Raw genomic sequence first — 17,407 nt, forward strand, 5'->3', positions numbered from 1 at the left:
CTGCCTGAACACCCATCAACACAACAGGAGAACCGCTGTGACCACCCAGCCCGCTCAGACCGCCAGCCCCACCGCCCAGCCGCAGGGCTCCCACCACTGGGTCATGACCGTGGAGCTGCCCGGCCGTGCGATGAACACCCTCTACGGCACCTGGACGCCGCCGCAGGGCTCCACGCGCCACGACGTGTTCATGGCCATCAAGGCCGACATCGCTCAGCAGAGCCCGGAGATGGCGCGCGCGAACGTCGTCTTCTTCTCGCTGGAGCCCAACCAGCTCTGACCTGCACCGGTTTCGCACAGCCGGGGCCCGGACGTCTGCCGGCCAAAGCGCCGTCCGGGCCCCTTCCCTCCCGTTTCAGGAAGGAACAGCAGTGAATCACGACGACGAAAACGACCTGTTCAACCGCCTCGAAGCCGACATGGCCGCCGACACCGCCCCCCAGGAGGGCGCCGAGGTGGTGGACCTAAACAAGGCTCGCTCCGCCCGCAAGGAACCGTCCGCCGAGGAACCCGGCACCCCCGCCGCCGAACCGGGCGACCCTTCCGCCCGTGTGCTGGTGGACGGTCCCGACGTCAAGGGCCCCGGCTACCTCGGCCGGATCATCGGGGCAAAGCGTCGGGCGATCGTCCCGGAGTGGCTGAGGTCCGCTGATGAGCTGAAGACCGCCGCCGCTTGGGTGGCCGGCCACTACGGCCACATGACCGGCTACCACGCCCTTCGCTCTCCGGTCTACGCCACGCGGCTGGCCCTCCAGGCGCCGCGGGGCGCTGCGAAGTTCCTTGGCGGCACGATGCGTTGGGCCTCCGACGCCGAGGGCGATCCGGTGCGCCGGGCCATGGTGGTCAAGGAGGACGCGGCCACCTACCTCAAGCTCTCCCGCCAGCGCGACGGCCGGGTACGGCTGCGCACGCTTGTGGTCATCCTGGCGACGTTCATCGGCCTGGGCGCCGCGCTCGCCCTGTACGTGCTCGCCCCGGCCTGGCTGGCGGCGGTGTCGGTGAGCACGGTCGTCTTGGCCCTCGGGTGGGCCGGGGACGCGGCCGATGACCCTGTCATCAACCGGGCTGTGGAGCTGCCCAAGGCCCAGAAGCTGACCTCGGACATCGTCCTTCGGGCGCTGGGCGCGCTGGGGATCCCGGCGATCAACCAGGCCCAGTCCAAGGGCCGCGAGGGATTCACCTTCACAGCTCCGATCACCCGCGACGGCCCCGGCTGGCGGGCAGAGGGCGACCTCCCGTACGGCGTAACGGTCACTGACGTGATCGAGCGGCGCGACAAGCTGGCCTCTGGTCTGCGCCGGCCGCTGGGCTGCGTGTGGCCCGAGGCGGTACCGGACGAGCACACCGGCCGCCTGGTGCTGTGGGTCGGCGATCAGGACATGTCCAAGGCCAAGAAGCCGGCGTGGCCGCTGGCCAAGTCCGGGACGGTGGACCTGTTCAAGCCGGTGCCGTTCGGCACCGACCAGCGCGGACGTTGGGTCAACGTCACGCTGATGTACATCGCGGGCATCATCGGCGCCATCCCCCGCATGGGCAAGACCTTCCTGCTGCGGCTGCTGCTGCTCATCGCCGCCCTGGATCCGCGGGCGGAGCTGCACACCTACGACATGAAGGGCACCGGCGACCTGGACCCGGTCGGCAACGCGGTTTCCCATCGGCACGCCGCCGGTGACGATGACGAGGCGATCGAGTACACGATCCGCGACTTCCGCGACCTGCGCACCGAGCTGCGGCGCCGGACCAAGATGATCCGCTCCCTGCCGCGGGACATCTGCCCGGAGTCGAAGGTGACTTCGGAGCTGGCCAGCAAGAAGGAACTGGGCCTGCACCCGATCGTGATCGGGGTGGATGAGTGCCAGGTCCTGTTCGAGCACCCCAAGTACAAGGACGAGTTCGAGGAGATCGCCACCGACCTGGTCAAGCGCGGGCCGGCCACGGGGATCGTGCTGTTGCTGGCAACTCAGCGGCCGGACGCCAAGGCGCTGCCCACCGGCATCTCCGCCAACGCCTCCGCCCGCTGGTGCCTGAAGGTCATGGGCCAGCTGGAGAACGACATGGTGCTTGGCACCTCCGCCTACAAGCGGGGTGTGCGGGCCACGATGTTCTCCTGGGGCGACAAGGGCATTCACTACTTCGTCGGTGAAGGCTCCGACGCGCGGATCGTCGGCTCCGTCTACGTCGATGGTGTCGGCGCGGAGGCCATCTCGCTGCGGGCCCGCAAGGCCCGCGAGGACGCCGGCCTGCTCTCCGGCCATGCGCTGGGCGAGGAGCCGGAGACCGAAGCGGCAGCGTATGACCTGCTGCGGGATCTGCTGGGCGTGATCCCGGTCGAAGAAGCCAAGGTCTGGAACGAAACCGTCGTTGCCCGCCTGGCGGAGCTGCGGCCGGAGGTCTACGGCGAGTGGGCCGCCGAACAGCTCACCGCGGCGCTCAAGCCCTACGGCATCGCCACCGTCCAGATCGGGCGCCGCCTCAAGGACAAGGACAAGGTCGTCAACCGGCGCGGCATCGAACGCGCCCACATCGCTGCCGCGGTAGCGGAGCGTGACGGAAACCGCGACGCCGGATGAGCCTGCGGGGCCGCTATCGCTAGCAGTAACCCTCGCTAACGTTAGCGGCCCCGCTAGCGCCCCGCACCGCATCTGATCAGGCCGCTAGCGGATAGCGGCCCACCTGCGGAAACCCTCAAAAACCGCCCCGGAGGTCGTTCGTGACCCCCACTGCCCTCGCTATCGCCTTGCCACTCATAGTTACGTTCTGTTACGTCGCTCTGTGTGCGGTCAGCCCGTTCGGGAACTGCCGCAAGTGCAAGGGCTTCGGCTACGCCCTCAAGACCGACCGCCGCGGACGCCTGCGCCCTGGCAAGACCTGCCGCCGTTGCCGAGGTGACCGCAAGCGCATCCGGGTGGGCCGCCACCTGTTCAACGTCGCCATGCGCCTGCACCGCGACGGCACCCGATGAGAGGACCCGCCATGCGCCTGCGCCTTTGTCTCCTGGCCCCCGCCGCGCTGCTCGCACTGGCCGCCTGCACCCCGGCGCCTGGTCCCGCCGGCCGCGTCATCGACAAGGCCACCACCTACCGGCCGGCCACCAAGACACGTGACTGGACCCTGACCGTCCGCACCGCCGACGGACACACGGCCCGCTTCACCGTCAGCCCCGGCGCCTACGACGCCTGCCGCCGGGGCTCGTCCTATCCCGCCTGCACCCGCTGACCACTGACCAAGGAGGCCCCCGTGGCCATCACCCTCTCCCTCGTTGCCCTCTTCGGCCTGGTCCTGTTCTTCCTGCTCCGCTCGAAGAGCCTCGGCTACGGCTCCGCCTTCGTCGCCATCATGTTCGGCTTCTTCCTCGCCTCCACCGGCGCCTCCGGCCCCATCAACCAGCTCACCCACGCGGTCATCGACGCCGCCGCAAAACTGTAGGGGCCCGGTCGTGAACCAACAGCTCACCTCCCGGCACCGGCTCGCCGGGGCGGCCCCCAAAGCCGCCCCGGCCGTCGCCACCTCCACCGTGCTGATCCTCGCCAGGATCTGGAACGCCAATGGCGCCGAACACTCCGTCGGCGACGCCGTGTTGATGACCACGCTCTCCCTCGGCGCTGCTGTGGCCGGCGCTCTGGCCTCCGTTGGCCGCGCCGGGGATGGCGTCGTCGCGGGAACCGCGTTCGCCACTTCCGGGGCGCTGGCCCTGGCCGGGGTGGCTGGGTACGCCGATGGCCTGTCGCTGCCCCTGCTGCTGTGGGCGCTGTCCACCGCAGTGACCTACGGCCTGGCGGCGCGGTACTGGCGCACAGACCGCCGCGAAGCCGCTGCCCACAACCGGCGCATCGGCGAGCGTCGCGAAGAGCACGCCCACGTAGAACGCGTCGAAGCGCTGCGGGCCGGAGCGCAGATCGAGGTAGCCCGCGAGGGCGCCGCCTACGCCACCGCCCTCGCCCAGGCCATCACCGCACGCTCCGCCCTGCCCGGCTTCAACGCCGCCCAACTCACCCGCGCGGGACTTCCCGAACTCCCCACCGTCGAGATCACCAAGGAGCACTGACATGGACATCGACCCCGACGAGATCGTGACCGTGCACTCGACACCTACGACTGGGAGAACTCCTACTCCCGACTTCTCACCCGCCGCCAGCTCGGCGAACTCCTCCTCCGCTTCGACGACATGGCCGACGAAACCGAAACGGCCTACGAGGAGAGCACTACCTGAACACGCCCGGGGCGGTCGCCTCTCGCCAAAGACCGCGACCGCCCCGGCCGGCGCCCCGGCCTCTCGGCCAGTGCACCGGTTCTCCGTCCCTTCGACAGAAACAGGAGACCTCCAGCATGACGCATGACCGCAAGACCGCGTTGCTGACCGCAGCTCTGGACGCCGCCGCCCGGGACTGGAACGTTTTCCCCGTCATCCCCGACGACAAGCGCCCGGCGGTAAGCGACTGGGCCGAGCGTGCCACCACTGACCGGCAGCGCATCACCCGCTGCTGGACGCACGCCCCGTACAACATCGGCGTTGCCACCGGGCCCTCCGCGCTGGTGGTCATCGACCTCGACAAGCCCAAGCACCCGCAGGACACCCCGCCGGCGCACTGGGCGGAGCACGGCGTCACTGACGGCGCTGACGTGCTCGCCGTGCTCTGCGAGCGTCATGGCCAGCCCTTCCCGGCCCAGACCTACACGGTGCGTACCTGGAGCGGGGGTACCCACCTCTACTTCGCCGCACCCGGCGGCGAGGCCTTGCGCAACACCACCGGGGACAGCAGCCGGGGACTGGGCTGGAAGGTCGACACCCGCGCCGTTGGCGGACTTGTGGTCAGCGCGGGCAGCACCTTCGCAGGACGCCCCTACGAGGTCGTTCACAGTGGCCCTGTGGCGCCGCTGCCGGGCTGGCTGGCTGAGCTGCTGCGCCCGGCGCCGCTGCCCCCGCAGAAGCCCATCACGGTCGCACTCGCAGCCCGCGACCGGCGCAGCGCATTCCTGCGGTCCGCGGTTGATGGGGAGTTGAAGCGCGTCACCACCTCCGGCGAAGACCAGCACAACAACGCGCTCTACATCGCCTCCGTCGCCCTCGGACAGCTCGTCGCCGGGGGAGAGCTCACCGACACCGACGTCACCGGCTGGCTCCTGACCGCCGCGCTCCAGGTGGGTCAGGGCGACCGCGAAGCACGCCGGACCATCGCCTCCGGCCTGCGGGCCGGAGCGGCGCGCCCGAGGACGGTGGCCGCGTGAGCGCCAACCCGATTCCCCCGCTCCACCTCTACTCCGTCCCCCGCGACCCCCAGGTCACCCCCGAGGCACCACCGGCTCGGGAACGGCCCCGGACCGCATGGACCGCCGATCAGCTCATGGCCGCGGAATTCCCCGAGCCGAAATGGGCCGTCCCCGGCATCCTCGCCGAAGGCGTCAGCCTGCTCGCCGGACCGCCCAAGGTCGGCAAGTCCTGGCTCTCCCTCGGCCTTGGCCTCTCGGTCGCGGCCGGCAGCATGGCGTTCGACTCCGTCCCGGTCAAAGGTGGCCCGGTCCTCTACCTTGCGCTGGAGGACACCCCGCGTCGCCTCCAGACCCGCATGGGCAAGCTCCTCGGCGGACAGAAGGCGCCGGCCGGTCTGACGCTGGTCACCGAATGCCCGCCCTTCCCACAGGGCGGCAGCGACGCCATCGCAGGATGGCTGGACCGCAACCCGGACGCCCGCATGGTCGTCATCGACGTGTTCGCCAAGATGCGCGGACAGGCGCCCCAGGGCGTCTCGGCGTACGACGCGGACTACGTCGCCGTCGGCTACGCCAAGCGCATCGCGGACCACTACGGCATCGCCGTAGTCCTCGTCCACCACGTCCGCAAAGCCGGGTCTGAAGACTTCCTGACGGAGGTCTCCGGCACCAACGGCATCGCCGGAGCCGCTGACGCCACGCTCGTGCTCAAGCGCGCCCGAGGGCAAGCGGACGGCATCCTGCACGTCACCGGCCGCGACGTGAACGAAGCCGAATACGCGCTCTCCTTCCAGGAAGCCTCCGGCGCCTGGCACTTGCTCGACGGGCCCGCCTCCGACCACACCGTCGGCGACACCCGCGCCGCCATCCTCCGCTACGTCCGCGCCAACCCCGGGGCAAAGCCCAAGGACATCGCGGAAGCCCTCCCGCAGGCCGGCGCAGACACAGTGCGCCGGACCTGCTCCCGGATGGCGGAGGACGGCCAGCTCATCAAGGACGGCAGCGGCCGCTACTACCCGGACACCGAGACCCGGACACAGGGCACACCAGAGGTGTCCCAGCTGTCCGACTGTCCGGTTGACCCATCTGACCTGCAAGAACTACCCGGACAGCAGGAATGGGAGCTGTCCCAGCTGTCCGACTCCGGTGAGAGGAGCGATCAGTGACGACCGCGGTTTCCAGCTCACGGGACGAAAAGCTCACGATCACCTACATCTGCACGGACCTGGGGGTTTCGCGTTCGACCTTCTACGACTGGCGACAGAAAGGGCGCGCCCCTCGTTGCATCAAGCTTCCGAACGGTGATCTGAGGATTCTACGGAGCGACTACGACCACTGGTTGGATGACCGGGGGGACAGGGCCTGATGGACATCGCATACGACGTCAGGGTCTGGAAGATCCTCACGTACAAGGGCAAGCGCAAGACCACACACACCGTGCGGTGGGCCGTTGGCGGTAAGGCGTACCGCCAACCCCACGCGACGTACGCACTTGCGGACGCGTTCCGCTCGGAGCTGGTGAGCGCGACGCGCCGAGGTGAGGCGTTCAGCGTCACCACCGGGCGGCCCATTTCCCACCGGTCCGGGGCCAGCGCAGTGAACTGGTACGACTTCGCCATTCAGTTCTGCGACGTCCAATGGCGGCGCACCTCCGGCAACAACCGGAAGACCGTAGCCAAAGTGCTCATGGCGACTACGATCGCGCTGCTGCGCACCTCGCCGAACGGCTTCAAGCCTGTCGATGTGCGCACCGCGCTGCGGGAATGGGCTTTCAACACCAGGCGCCGGCAGGATGCCCCATCCCATGTCGCCACCATCCTGAAATGGGTTGAGCGCAACACGCTGTCCATGGCGGCCTGGGAGGACCCGGCGAAGGTCGAAGAGATACTCCACGCGGTCGGGACCAAGTTGGACGGCACAGCGGTCGCAGCCTCCTCGGTCAAGCGCAGCAGACGCGTGCTGAACGTCGCCATGGAGCACGCGGTGAAGCACAGCGTCCTTCGCTCGAATCCACTGCCCAAGGGGAGAGGCGCCGCCCCGAAGACCTCCTCGGCGGTGGACAAGAGGTCTCTCCTCAACCGCTTGCAGGCGTGGCGCCTTCTCGGCTGGGTGCGGCAACGTCCCCGTGGAGGCCGGAAGCTGCATGCCTTCTTCGCGACGATGTACTACGCCGGCGCCCGGCCGGAGGAGGCTGTGGCGATGTCCGTGCTGGATGTGCATCTGCCGCGAGAAAGCGACGAGGATCAGTGGGGCGAGCTCCTGCTCCACACTGCGCGCCCGGAGGTCGGCAAGCAGTGGACTGACACCGGGGAAGTACACGACGAGCGGGGGCTCAAAGGAAGGGCCTCCGACGACACCCGCGTCGTCCCCTGCCGGCCAGCCTTGACGAAGATTCTCCGCGAGCACATCGGTGCGGAGGAGCTGAAGCCCGGCGACCGGCTGTTCCAAGGCGAGGGGGGCGGCATGCTCGCAGGGTCGGTCATCCGGCGGGCGTGGCGGACAGCGAGGCTGAAGGTGCTCAGCGACGAGGAGTTCACCTCGCCGCTCGGGAAGCGGGTCTACGACCTGCGGCACACCTGCCTGACCAACTGGCTCAACGATGGTGTTCCGCCTGCGCAGGTCGCCGAGTGGGCGGGTAACAGCGTCCCGGTCCTGCTCGCCACCTACGCACGATGCATCTCGGGTCAGCTCTCGGACCTGAAGAAGCGGATCGAGGCGGGCGGGGACCTGTCGGAGGCCCCTGCGGCGGACTGAGGGGCGCCGCCAAAACTTCGACACGTATTCGACGCAGCCACCCGCAGAAACCCGGTGACAGCCGGACAGAGCCGGACCCTCCCATGATCATCAGGGGTGGGTCCGGCTCTTTTGCGTGTGCGGCTAAACCTGCCCTGACCAGCAAAAAGACCCTCCCGAAGGAAGGGTCTTGGAGAGCGCCCCCGGCAGGACTCGAACCTGCGGCCAAGTGCTTAGAAGGTGTGCGAGCTTTAGCGATGTGCTCACCTGCGGTTTTGCAGGTCACGCCCAACCGATTTGAGTAAAAGCGCTTGGCCCATCTTCCCGCGGATATTGGCCAGATCGCGCCCCCAACGGAGACCGCCCCGGGCGCCACTGTAGGACGCCCGGGGCGGGTAGGGCGCGACTCCGCCATCTGGACGGACCGGCGTACCTCGCGCAAGGGACCGTGCCGCGCCCTGTTCAGGGGTGGGGGCGGGTACAGGGTCGCCGTAGTGATCATGCGTCCGCAATGGCATATGCCCAGGGTCACGCGAACGGGTGAACGAATTTGCTGGCGGTGTAGGCACGACCACAGCGGCCGGTAAACGGGTCGCCCGGTGCGATCCGGGGGTGATCAAGCGCGGGCGACCCTGTCTCGGGACCGTCAGTCAGATGGCCGGATGGAGGCCAGTACGCGGCTGCGCAGCGGCTCGGCGGTCAACGTGTCCGCGAATTGCCATGAGTACGCGGTGAACTCTTCCTCTTCAACCTTGAGGCTCTCGGCGCTCGTTCGGAACAGGAACCGAAAGTCGAAGTGGAGATGCGTCGGCTCGGCTTCCGCAGTGTTCGCGTGGATCGGGCGCACGTCGATGTGCAGCGGCACCTCGTCGTGAGGCTCGACCTGCGAGGGGTCGATGCCGGTCCTATCGGCGAGGTCACGCAGAGCTGCGGCGAGCAGTGTCGTGTCGTCCGGCTCGACGTGTCCGCCGGGCCACAGCCACTTACCACCGAGCGCCTTGTGATGGAGGGTGAGCATGCGACCGTCGGGGCGGAGTAGAACCGCGCCGGCGGTGACATGCCCGCGGAACTCGTTCCGTGAGGTGATCCGGTTGCCGACGACGTCGAGCATCTCGGAGATGATGGCGAGCGCGTCCTTGTCCTCCGGGTGGCGGCTCAGGTAGGCGTCGAGGGTGTCGAGTACGTGCATCGCCTTGATCGGCATGGAGATCCTTCGCGGTGCAGGCTTCGCTCGGGCCGCCCGACGGGTTCGGAAGAGAACACCGCCGGGCCGCCCGGTCTCGCCGCCTGGTTTAGGTGTTGAGCAGTTCAATCTCGATCGCCAGGGCGCCGAGCGGAGCGGCTCGCTCTGTCTCAGAGCGATCGGTGCCTCGGCTCGGACGGACGCGCGTACATCCGGCAGCACCTCTACAGCTCGCACATGACGCGAGGGCAGCCTGCGGTTCCGTCATGAACCCGGGACGACCGGCAGGCGCCAACTGGGGCCGTCCTCGGCGTCTTCAAGCCAAATTCGTTGACGGTCCGGCTCGACGCTGACCCCGAACCGGGTTGCGGCCGGCGACCCCGCTGCGTGCCACAGCGCGAGAGACTGCTCGACCTCGCCCCACAGCGACACCGGGCCACCCTCGCGCACCAACCAGCCGTCGCCGTCCCGCGACAGCACCGCGAAGGAATCGTTCGCCGCGTCGAGGACGAACGTACGCATGCGCCCGTCGTCGCCCGCCATGTCGAACGTTCGGGCGTTCGGCATCGCAAGCTGAGCAACGAACCCGCTGTCGGGCATGCGCAGCACGCCGGGCCCGTGCGGCGTCTCGCGGGTCTTGCCGTCGTCGTCGGCCGGCAGCATGCCGAGATTCGTCGGCGCCTCTTGCTGCCGCGCCATCATGAACGCCGGATCGGCCGCGATGAAACGGCCCGTCGCGTGCTGCCCGTCCTCGACGACCAGGCGCACGAGGCCGAGCGAGCGAAGCCACCCGCGCAGCGTCGCCACGACGAGCCCGCCCGGCACGGTCTCGCGGACCCACGCCCACGGGATACCGCGTACGCCCATGGTGGCGATCGTGCGATCGGCCGGCTCGGTGCGGTCGGCGCCGGCGAGCCCGTTGCCTGTGATCAGGCGAGGGGCGTAGCCGCAGCGGTCGAGGGCGGCACGGGCCCGGCCAGCGACCCCCGGGTCGGTCTCGACCGACGTGATCTTGTCCGGGCCGAAGTGGTGGCACATGAGCGCGGTCGAGTAGCCGGTGCCCGTGCCGTACTCGGTGACGGTCGACTCGTCGTCGCCGTCGAGGGCTTGGAGCATCTGCACGACGAGCGAGGGCAGCGTCGAGGACGACGTCGGGGCGGCGCCGCTGATCGGCTGCGGGTCCGACCAATCGATATCCCGCCCGTCGAACTGCGTGATCAGGGTCTCGTCGCTGTAGACCCGGCGCAGCCACGCCTCGTCGCCGACGAGCTCGGGCGTGATCGGCACGTATGTCGTGATGCCCGGGGCGTCGTTGGGCACGTAGAACGCGGGCGTGCACTCGTGCCGGGGCACGGCCTCGACAGCGGCCCGCCACTCTGCGGGCAGCTTGTCCGCGGCGGCGAGCTGCCCGGCGAACTCGTGCCGCAGCTCGGTCGCGAGATCAGGTTCGGTCATGGGTGCCTCGTTCCAAGAGATCGGCGAGTGCGGCGGTCATGGGCAGGCCCGTCGGGGGTTCCATCCATGCCCACTGCCCCGAGGGGTTGCATTCAATGAACGTCCACGTGCCGTCGGCGGACAGGGTGAAGTCGAACGCGCCGAAGATGAGCCCGAAGTGCCGCAGGTACGCGAACAGTGCGCGCTCGACGTCGGGCGGGGCCTCGACCGGCGTATAGGTGTGCGTGCTGTAGTCGGTGCGCCAGTCGAGCAGCCCCGAGTCGATCCGCACCGCGAACACGTGCTCGCCGATCACGGTCACGCGGACGTCGGCGACCTTGTCGACGCGGGCCTGCAACAGGTGCATGGTCCCGGCGATACCGTCGTCGATCTCGTCCTCGGTAACTTCGTCGACGAGCACGGTCTGCGCCTGACCGTCGACGAGGTACAGCGGGGTCGCAAGCGGCTTGTAGATCACGGGTCCGTGTTCCTTGACGAACGCGCGGGCGTCGTCGGGCCGGTTCGTGATCAGGGTCGGCGGCAGGACGAACCCGGCCTCGGCCGCGGCGGCGAGCCCGGCCGGCTTGTACTCGGCGTCTCCGATGCGGTTCGGGTGGTTGACGTACAGGCAGTCGGGCAGCGAGACGAGCACGCCGCCGAGCCCGTATCGGGCCTGCGCGGCGGCAAAGCGGGCGTCCTGGTCGTCGAGGTGGGGGAAAGCGAACCCGGACGGGCGCCGGTAGTACAGCGCCCGCACGCCGTCGAGTTCGGCGACGCGGGTCGGGGTCGCGAGACTGCCCCGCCACCGTGCCGTGCCGCCGCCGATGTGGGCGGAGCACGACAGGGTGGCGGGGAAGTGACCGCTGTCGAGCCGCACGACCGGGACGCCCCGGCCGTGCAGCTCGGCAATCACGAAGTCGGCGGTCGGGTCGTCATCGTTCGTGACGACCGCGACCGGGCGAGCGTCGTCTCGTGTCACTGGTCGGTGTCGTTACCCGTGTCCGAGTCGGTGTTGCCGGCGCCCTGCCCGTCGGGCGAGGTGCCCGTCGTCGGGTTGGTGCCGCTGCTCGTACCGTGACCGGGCGACGCGACCGGGACGCCGGCCGCGTTGAAGTAACGGCCGGTCTGCGTCGCCGGGTCGATCTCGACGCGGGTGTGCTCACCCTCGACGGCCGGGTACGGCACGAACCGGCGGGTGCCCCACGGGCGGGGCGTGCGGTGGCCCTGCGGGAGCGGGGTTCCCGTCGGGATGCGTTCCGCGTAGTTGAACATCGCGTTCCTCTCGTTGGCGGTTCGGTCGGATCGTGCGATGGAGCACCGCCCCCGCCGGCTGTCCGTGTGCAGCGGGGGCGGAGATCAGGGGACGAGTTGGAGAGTGCGGGGCCGACGGTGTCGGCCCCTGCCCGTCGATGGGCGGGTGTGGATGGTGAACGCGGGCATCTCCGGGGCTCGTCTGATAGGCAGCGGGTCGAGGCGCAGCTCGTACCGGGCGCCGTAGTCGGTGACGGTGAAGGCGTAGGCGCGGCCTTCGGCCAGGGTGCTCAGCACGTCCTCATATAGCTCGGTGCTGTCTGCCCATGCTTGCAGCCTGACGTCGGGCCGGGGGTTGCCTGGCTCGATCTCGACCAGGGGCACCCCGGCGAGGTAGGACGCGGTCGGCGCCGGGGCGAGCAGCTCGGCGTACCGGCCGGCCGTCATCCGGGCCCACCGGGCGGCGAGGCGGGGAGTTGTCGCCCGGTACGTCGTGAGGGTCGCCTCGTACGTGCCGTCGAGGTTGCGGGCGATCAGTTCGCACCGGTAGGCGTAGCGTCTGGCCACCGTGGCACCTCCGCAGCGGGGCGGGTCTAGTGGGGTGAGTCGGGTTGGTTGGTACCCCGCCCGCCCGGCGGCTCGATCTTCCGACCTGGGCGGGCGGGGCGGTCGGGCCGCTCGGCGGGATTCGGCGGAGGGGGCAACCGCCGGGCGCACCGGTCTTTGTGGCGAGGTCGAGCTCGTGCTACAGGTCGACGATCGTGCACGACTGGAGCTCGCGCACCGACTGCTCGGCGAGGACCCATCGGATCTGGGGCTCGTCGTAAAGCACGATCGCGTGGTCGCCAGGGACGGCTTGTATCCCGGGGCCTCGGTGATACAGCGGGCCGTGCACCCCACAGACGTCGGATTTGGCGACTCGCAGGGCGACGTACCCGTTGCGCAAGTTCGGGCAGTACCGAACGGCTTGCGGGGCGCAGGCGAGGCACATCGGGGGGTGTGACGTGACCAGACCGTTTGGCCAGCCTTCCCACTCGTCCTCGGCGGTTTCGAGCAGCCACAGCGTCCCGCGGTCGTCCTGGTCGGACGGACCGGCGCACACCTGACACAAGAGCCGCTGCATCGCGCGCCGTTGCCGCTGCGGGTGAACGCCCCCGTGCTGCGGCTTTCCCTCGCGCTGGTGCAGCGACATTCGCCGCCACAGCGCCCCCTGGGTATCACGATCGAGGGGGGACTCGTCGGCAAACACGATGCCCCTGCGGCCCACGATGATGTGGCCGCTGAGATCTCGCTCAGCGCCCCATGTGGAGATATAGGGCACGATGGGCGGCCGACCCGGTGCCACTGTCACTCGGTGCCCCCGGTAATGGCTGCGACGGCCGCACGGATGTCGCCGGGTGACCCTCCGAGAGTGGCTAGCGCGAAGTGCATGCGGCCGTATTCGCCGGCAAGCTGTAGGTACTCGTCCACATGAGCCCGTGAAGCTACCGCGGGCAGCGCGTCCAGCCCGACCGCGAGAAGCACCTGCCCAAATCCCGTAACGGTTTTCGCCCAATGGCGGTATGCGGGCACCTTGATGGAGTAGGGGCAGCCTTCAAAGTGGACGAGTGCTGTCTCGCCTTGGCACGTAACCCGGGCGGCGATCTCGGGCGGCGGCGTGCCGAGCGGCACGGCACCGATCGCCAGCGCGACCCCGCGCATCCTGCGCTCGACCTCAGAAGGGTCGACCGCTTCGAACTGCGGTACGGGATGTGTGATCAGCAGCGCTGAAAACACGGTGTCGTCGGCGGTGTGGTCGAGCCACGTGCGGACGTTCAGCGATGCGATCAGACCGGCGGTCGGGATCGGCGGCGCGGCCGCAACGACCTCAGTGCTCGGTGGTGGGGTCGGGGCGCTGAGGGTCACCGGTCCGCCTCCTTCGTCTCGGCGAGTACCGCGAGTGCGTAACCGTGCGCGGTGTAGAGGTCGGCGTCGTTGGTCAGGACGAGGTCGACCTGCGGCGGCGTGATCCACGAATGCGCGTTCTGCGTGCGCGGGGCGACGATCGCCGGGTGCGGCGCTTCGATGTGCTCGCCGCGGGCGAGAACGCGTGCTTCGGGAAGGTACCAATCCTCTACCGACTGCACCGGCAGGAGGAACTCGACACTGTCCTGAGCGAGCAGCACGGGGCCGATGGCGACGCGAAGGTGCTGAAGTTGCTGGACAGCCTTCCATCCCGCAGGCGCGGGCATGCGTACGACGTCCCACCCGATACCGACGGGCAGCCGGGCGAGCTCGCCGCTTTCCCACACCATGAGCGTCTCAATGACGCTCGCGCCCGCCATGCGGACCCAGTCGACGGGGGGAAAGTCGTTGAATGCCCCGTCAGCGATCGACGCCCGGCGAATGCGATCCTGCGGTGTTCGTGTTTGCTTGTCGTGTGGCAGCCGCTCGTCCGTGGTCACTTCAGGCTCCGCTCATCCGGCGTGTTCGGATCGACCGACTCGGCCAGCAAGAGCCCGAGTTCGGTGTGCAGTTCGGCGGCGGCGTCGTACGTCAGAACGAGGTTCCCCTCGCCGACATGCGTGCCGTCGTTGTCCACCGAGAGCCGGATCGCGATCCGGCCGGCCGAGGTCAGCCGTAAGACTCCTGAGCGCTCGATCCGTACGCCCTGGTGAGGGTTGGCGGTCAAGCGGAGCCCCTTCCGTCGCACTCGGTCTCGCTGAGTCGTCGTCATGTGACGGAACGTAGAGCGGAAATGCGGAGGCGACCCGGAAGATTTTTCCGGGTCGCCTCGGGTTCCGGGTGCCAACTACGCGAGAATGCCCACGTGTTCAGCGATGCGGTGCACCTCAGATCGCAACTGCGGGCGCGACCGCTTCAAGAGCGCCTGTACCGCTTCCCTGACGAGAGGGAAGTACCTGATCTCTTCGGGTGATGCCTCCATGATCTTTTTGAGGAAGTACAGCGTTCCGAAGTCGTCACCGTTGAGCCGATGAGCGTGCATGACCTCCACCTGATACCGCGTCGTTCGCTCCAGCGGCAGCACGCCGCCCGGCTCGGGCACGTCGACGTCGTCGGCGAGCCGCAGCGCCTCGTGAATGTCGCCTTCCTCGGCCGCAAGGTGTACGCCGTGCATCTTCACGTTGGTGGGCCCGAACGCCGTGTGAAAGTCGTTCCGGTCGACGCCGAGCCGGTCGGCCACAGTGCACGCCCCGCGCAGCAGATCCCACGCGGTAGGCGCCTTACTGTCGCGTACCGCTGCGATGACGGCGGATAGGTGCAATGCGCCGTACGCCGAGAGGTGCTCGGGGCTCGCGTCGTCTCCCGGCCGGCAGTGAGCGATCGTGCTGCGCGCGAGGTCGAGCGAGTCGGCGACTTCGCCCGAGCTCAAGAGGATGCCGCACACGTTCCACGCGGCCGCAGCCATCAGCGCCGGGTCGCCGGTGTCGTCGGCGATCTGCATCGCTCGGTCGGCCGCGCGCAACGACAGTTTGCGCTCACCGACTCGGCGCAAGAACACCTGATACAGGTGCAGCAACGACACGAGTGCGCGAGTCGCTTCGAGCTCTTCGTCGCCGCTCGCCTGTCGCAGCGTGGCGTACGACTCGGCGAGCAATCCGGGCAGCATCTCGCCGACGGGACCGTACCGCTCGGTCTGCGTCTCGTAGATTCCCCATGCCTCGACGACCCGCTCGGCGAGCTGCGGCCCGGTGAGCGCTGCCCCCGGCAATCCGAGCCCGTGCTGTGAAGGCGGAGTGTTCAGCGCTCGACGGATGCCGGGCACCGACGGGTGTTCGGGCCCGACGAGGCTCAAGTCGATCGATGGGCCGACGAGGTCGCCGACGTTGTCGAGCCCGAGCTCGCGCGCGAGTCGAGTGATCATGTCGAGCGAGTCGATCCGGATCACATTCCGCTCGACCTTGGAGAGCCAATCTTCGGATCGGGCGACGAGCCCAGCGAGCGCCGCCTGCGACAGCCCGACCCCGTTGCGGGCGCGGCCCCGGTAATACTTGATCCGCTCCCCAGTGGTCATGACAGATAGATTGATCATGGATTCCCCTTGATGGGTGAGAGCACTCATCAGCCAGAGTACGACTGCCCGTTGTCGACTGCGTCGGTCATACTGGTGATGCCACCCCGTTGGGGAGCACTCACCGACCCCCGTCAACTCGTTCTCGACGGGGGTCGCTCCCGTTTCCGGCCGGACAGATCAGCATCAATCCAGACACGACGAAAGCGCCCCCGCCCGGCCGTGAGGCCAGACGAGGGCGCAGACATCATGAGCGGCGGCGTTCCGCCGGTAGCCCGAGGACGCTCGGGCTCGGTGTTGGTGATGGGGCGTCGGGGGGCGGTGCACCGTCCCTACGGCATACGAGTGCGTCGGGATCATCCGGCGGCGGTCGCAGGCTGTACCCGTCGGGGCATGTCTGCCCGTCGCGTCCGTCGGTTCCGTCCTTGCCGGCGACCCCATCGCGTCCGTCCTTACCGGGCTCGCCTGCGGGGCCGGCCGGCCCCGGGGGACCGGTCACCGTGGTGCCCGGCTCGCCCTTCGCGCCGCTCGGCCCGGGGACCGGCGCCGGGGTCGCCCCGGGCCTGCCGGGCTCGCCCTGGTCGCCCTTCGCGCCCCGGGCGCCGCGCGGTCCGGTCGGCCCGGGAATCGGAACAGGGACCTTCGAGCGGTCCGGCAGATTGTCGACCGCGGCCGCGGGGTCCGGCGCGGCCGGTGTGCCGCCCTTCGCCTTGATCTGTGCTCGCAGCACACGGACGTCGCCAGCGAGGGTCGTCACCGCGTCGCCGCGGCGGTTCGCCTCGCTCGCGAGCTGCTCGGCGCGACCGTCGGCGTCGTCTATCCGTAGCCACACAAGGACGATCGCCCCGGACAGTACGAGCAGCACAGCGGCGACGGCGAACGTCCGCCACCGATGTGCGAGGGCAGCCTGAGCGCGTGTCACGTCGGTTGTCCCCCTAGCTCGACGATGCGCTCGCGCAGCCTCACATTCTCGGCCGTGAGCGTCGTGATCTGTGTCTGTAGCGCCGCCTTATCGGCTCGCTCGCCGGCGAGCTCGGCGTACGCGGCGGCGAGCCGCGTCTCGTTCTCGGCGAGCTTCGCCTGCGCCTTGTCGCGTTCCTCTTGAAGTTGGTCGACGAGCGCCGAGTACCCGCCGAGCACGGCCCCGGACTGCGAGGCACGGTTAGCGCCCCGCTGTCCGACGATGGCGGCCGCGGCCGCTGCGAGCCCGACGACGATGGTCCCGACGGCGCCGAGCGTCGCAGCTTCCACGCGTGTGCCTCCGGTGGTGCAGGGTGAGCAGAGAGCACCCTTACGGGGCGAATGGACCCTCGGCGGCGCCGGCGTTCGGCCCGAGCCCGACCGTTCGGGGCGGGGTCGCCGGGTCCTTGCTCTTCGGCAGGGTCGAGCCCGTGCCGAGCCGGCCTATCCGACCGGCGACCCATGACTTCCCGGCCGCCAGGACGAGGGCGACGGGTGCCGCCCACCACACGGACACTTCGGCGAGCGCGGTTGCCAGGATGCCGAGGACAACCTCGGTGCCAGTCCACAGCGCCCGCTCGACGACGTCGTACTTCAACTTGCTTCCGAACATGGGGTGTTCTCCC

The 17,407-nt window shown here is 69.2% G+C and carries 23 protein-coding genes; 10 read left to right on the top strand and 13 right to left on the bottom strand.

What is annotated here, in order from left to right; genetic code table 11:
• The first annotated feature begins 37 nt into the window (after positions 1-37).
• The 10 genes from OIU81_RS24030 (at position 38) to OIU81_RS24075 (ending at position 7,962) form a co-directional block, all read left to right on the top strand.
• Positions 38-280: a hypothetical protein gene (locus OIU81_RS24030; RefSeq protein ID WP_329151165.1), complete on the top strand. Its 243-nt coding sequence runs from the start codon at positions 38-40 to the stop codon at positions 278-280.
• 91 nt (positions 281-371) lie between these two features.
• Entirely contained in the window at positions 372-2,570 is a 2,199-nt protein-coding gene (locus OIU81_RS24035; RefSeq protein ID WP_329151166.1) for a cell division protein FtsK, read from the top strand.
• 140 nt (positions 2,571-2,710) lie between these two features.
• Positions 2,711-2,962, top strand: a complete 252-nt coding sequence (locus OIU81_RS24040; protein ID WP_329151167.1) for a hypothetical protein — start codon at positions 2,711-2,713, stop codon at positions 2,960-2,962.
• Positions 2,963-2,973: 11 nt separating this feature from the next.
• Positions 2,974-3,216, top strand: coding sequence for a hypothetical protein (locus tag OIU81_RS24045; protein ID WP_329151168.1), 243 nt, complete (start codon positions 2,974-2,976; stop codon positions 3,214-3,216).
• Positions 3,217-3,237: 21 nt separating this feature from the next.
• Entirely contained in the window at positions 3,238-3,426 is a 189-nt protein-coding gene (locus tag OIU81_RS24050) for a hypothetical protein (RefSeq protein ID WP_329151169.1), read from the top strand.
• 10 nt (positions 3,427-3,436) lie between these two features.
• A complete protein-coding gene (locus tag OIU81_RS24055) occupies positions 3,437-4,045 on the top strand; it encodes a hypothetical protein (protein ID WP_329151170.1) in 609 nt (202 codons plus the stop codon).
• A 281-nt stretch (positions 4,046-4,326) separates the two neighbouring features.
• Positions 4,327-5,226 (top strand): bifunctional DNA primase/polymerase, encoded by a 900-nt coding sequence (locus tag OIU81_RS24060; protein ID WP_329151171.1) that lies wholly within the window; start codon positions 4,327-4,329, stop codon positions 5,224-5,226.
• Complete coding sequence (locus OIU81_RS24065) at positions 5,223-6,374, top strand: AAA family ATPase (protein WP_329151172.1); 1,152 nt, start codon at positions 5,223-5,225, stop codon at positions 6,372-6,374. The genes OIU81_RS24060 and OIU81_RS24065 overlap by 4 nt, the downstream gene beginning before the upstream one ends.
• Entirely contained in the window at positions 6,371-6,574 is a 204-nt protein-coding gene (locus tag OIU81_RS24070; protein WP_329151173.1) for a helix-turn-helix transcriptional regulator, read from the top strand. The genes OIU81_RS24065 and OIU81_RS24070 overlap by 4 nt, the downstream gene beginning before the upstream one ends.
• Before the next feature lie 152 nt (positions 6,575-6,726).
• Positions 6,727-7,962, top strand: coding sequence for a tyrosine-type recombinase/integrase (locus OIU81_RS24075; RefSeq protein ID WP_329331158.1), 1,236 nt, complete (start codon positions 6,727-6,729; stop codon positions 7,960-7,962).
• A 625-nt stretch (positions 7,963-8,587) separates the two neighbouring features.
• Here the strand turns inward: OIU81_RS24075 and OIU81_RS24080 are convergent.
• The 13 genes from OIU81_RS24080 to OIU81_RS24140 form a co-directional block, all read right to left on the bottom strand.
• Positions 8,588-9,145 (bottom strand): NUDIX domain-containing protein, encoded by a 558-nt coding sequence (locus OIU81_RS24080; protein WP_329151175.1) that lies wholly within the window; start codon positions 9,143-9,145, stop codon positions 8,588-8,590.
• 243 nt (positions 9,146-9,388) lie between these two features.
• Complete coding sequence (locus OIU81_RS24085; RefSeq protein ID WP_329151176.1) at positions 9,389-10,579, bottom strand: methyltransferase; 1,191 nt, start codon at positions 10,577-10,579, stop codon at positions 9,389-9,391.
• Positions 10,566-11,537, bottom strand: coding sequence for an ATP-grasp ribosomal peptide maturase (gene tgmB / locus OIU81_RS24090; RefSeq protein WP_329151177.1), 972 nt, complete (start codon positions 11,535-11,537; stop codon positions 10,566-10,568). Before tgmB ends, OIU81_RS24085 begins: the two co-directional genes overlap by 14 nt.
• Positions 11,534-11,830, bottom strand: a complete 297-nt coding sequence (gene tgmA / locus OIU81_RS24095; protein WP_329151178.1) for a putative ATP-grasp-modified RiPP — start codon at positions 11,828-11,830, stop codon at positions 11,534-11,536. Before tgmA ends, tgmB begins: the two co-directional genes overlap by 4 nt.
• Before the next feature lie 84 nt (positions 11,831-11,914).
• Positions 11,915-12,376: a hypothetical protein gene (locus OIU81_RS24100; RefSeq protein WP_329151179.1), complete on the bottom strand. Its 462-nt coding sequence runs from the start codon at positions 12,374-12,376 to the stop codon at positions 11,915-11,917.
• 178 nt (positions 12,377-12,554) lie between these two features.
• Complete coding sequence (locus OIU81_RS24105; RefSeq protein ID WP_329151180.1) at positions 12,555-13,130, bottom strand: hypothetical protein; 576 nt, start codon at positions 13,128-13,130, stop codon at positions 12,555-12,557.
• A gap of 26 nt (positions 13,131-13,156) precedes the next feature.
• Entirely contained in the window at positions 13,157-13,714 is a 558-nt protein-coding gene (locus OIU81_RS24110; protein ID WP_329151181.1) for a hypothetical protein, read from the bottom strand.
• Positions 13,711-14,253 carry a hypothetical protein gene (locus OIU81_RS24115; protein WP_329151182.1) on the bottom strand — a complete coding sequence of 181 codons (543 nt, stop codon included), beginning with the start codon at positions 14,251-14,253 and terminating at the stop codon, positions 13,711-13,713. The genes OIU81_RS24110 and OIU81_RS24115 overlap by 4 nt, the downstream gene beginning before the upstream one ends.
• Entirely contained in the window at positions 14,250-14,480 is a 231-nt protein-coding gene (locus OIU81_RS24120; RefSeq protein WP_329151184.1) for a hypothetical protein, read from the bottom strand. The genes OIU81_RS24115 and OIU81_RS24120 overlap by 4 nt, the downstream gene beginning before the upstream one ends.
• Before the next feature lie 120 nt (positions 14,481-14,600).
• The gene (locus OIU81_RS24125; protein ID WP_329331160.1) at positions 14,601-15,842 is read right to left on the bottom strand and encodes a helix-turn-helix domain-containing protein; all 1,242 of its coding nucleotides are present in this window, start codon (positions 15,840-15,842) and stop codon (positions 14,601-14,603) included.
• A 226-nt stretch (positions 15,843-16,068) separates the two neighbouring features.
• The gene (locus tag OIU81_RS24130) at positions 16,069-16,743 is read right to left on the bottom strand and encodes a collagen-like protein (RefSeq protein WP_329151189.1); all 675 of its coding nucleotides are present in this window, start codon (positions 16,741-16,743) and stop codon (positions 16,069-16,071) included.
• On the bottom strand, positions 16,740-17,072 hold the full coding sequence (locus tag OIU81_RS24135) for a hypothetical protein (RefSeq protein WP_329151191.1): 333 nt from the start codon (positions 17,070-17,072) through the stop codon (positions 16,740-16,742). The genes OIU81_RS24130 and OIU81_RS24135 overlap by 4 nt, the downstream gene beginning before the upstream one ends.
• Before the next feature lie 40 nt (positions 17,073-17,112).
• Complete coding sequence (locus OIU81_RS24140) at positions 17,113-17,394, bottom strand: hypothetical protein (protein WP_329151193.1); 282 nt, start codon at positions 17,392-17,394, stop codon at positions 17,113-17,115.
• Positions 17,395-17,407 lie beyond the last annotated feature (13 nt).

This window comes from Streptomyces sp. NBC_01454, assembly GCF_036227565.1.
In the GTDB taxonomy this organism is placed as follows: Bacteria; Actinomycetota; Actinomycetes; order Streptomycetales; family Streptomycetaceae; genus Streptomyces.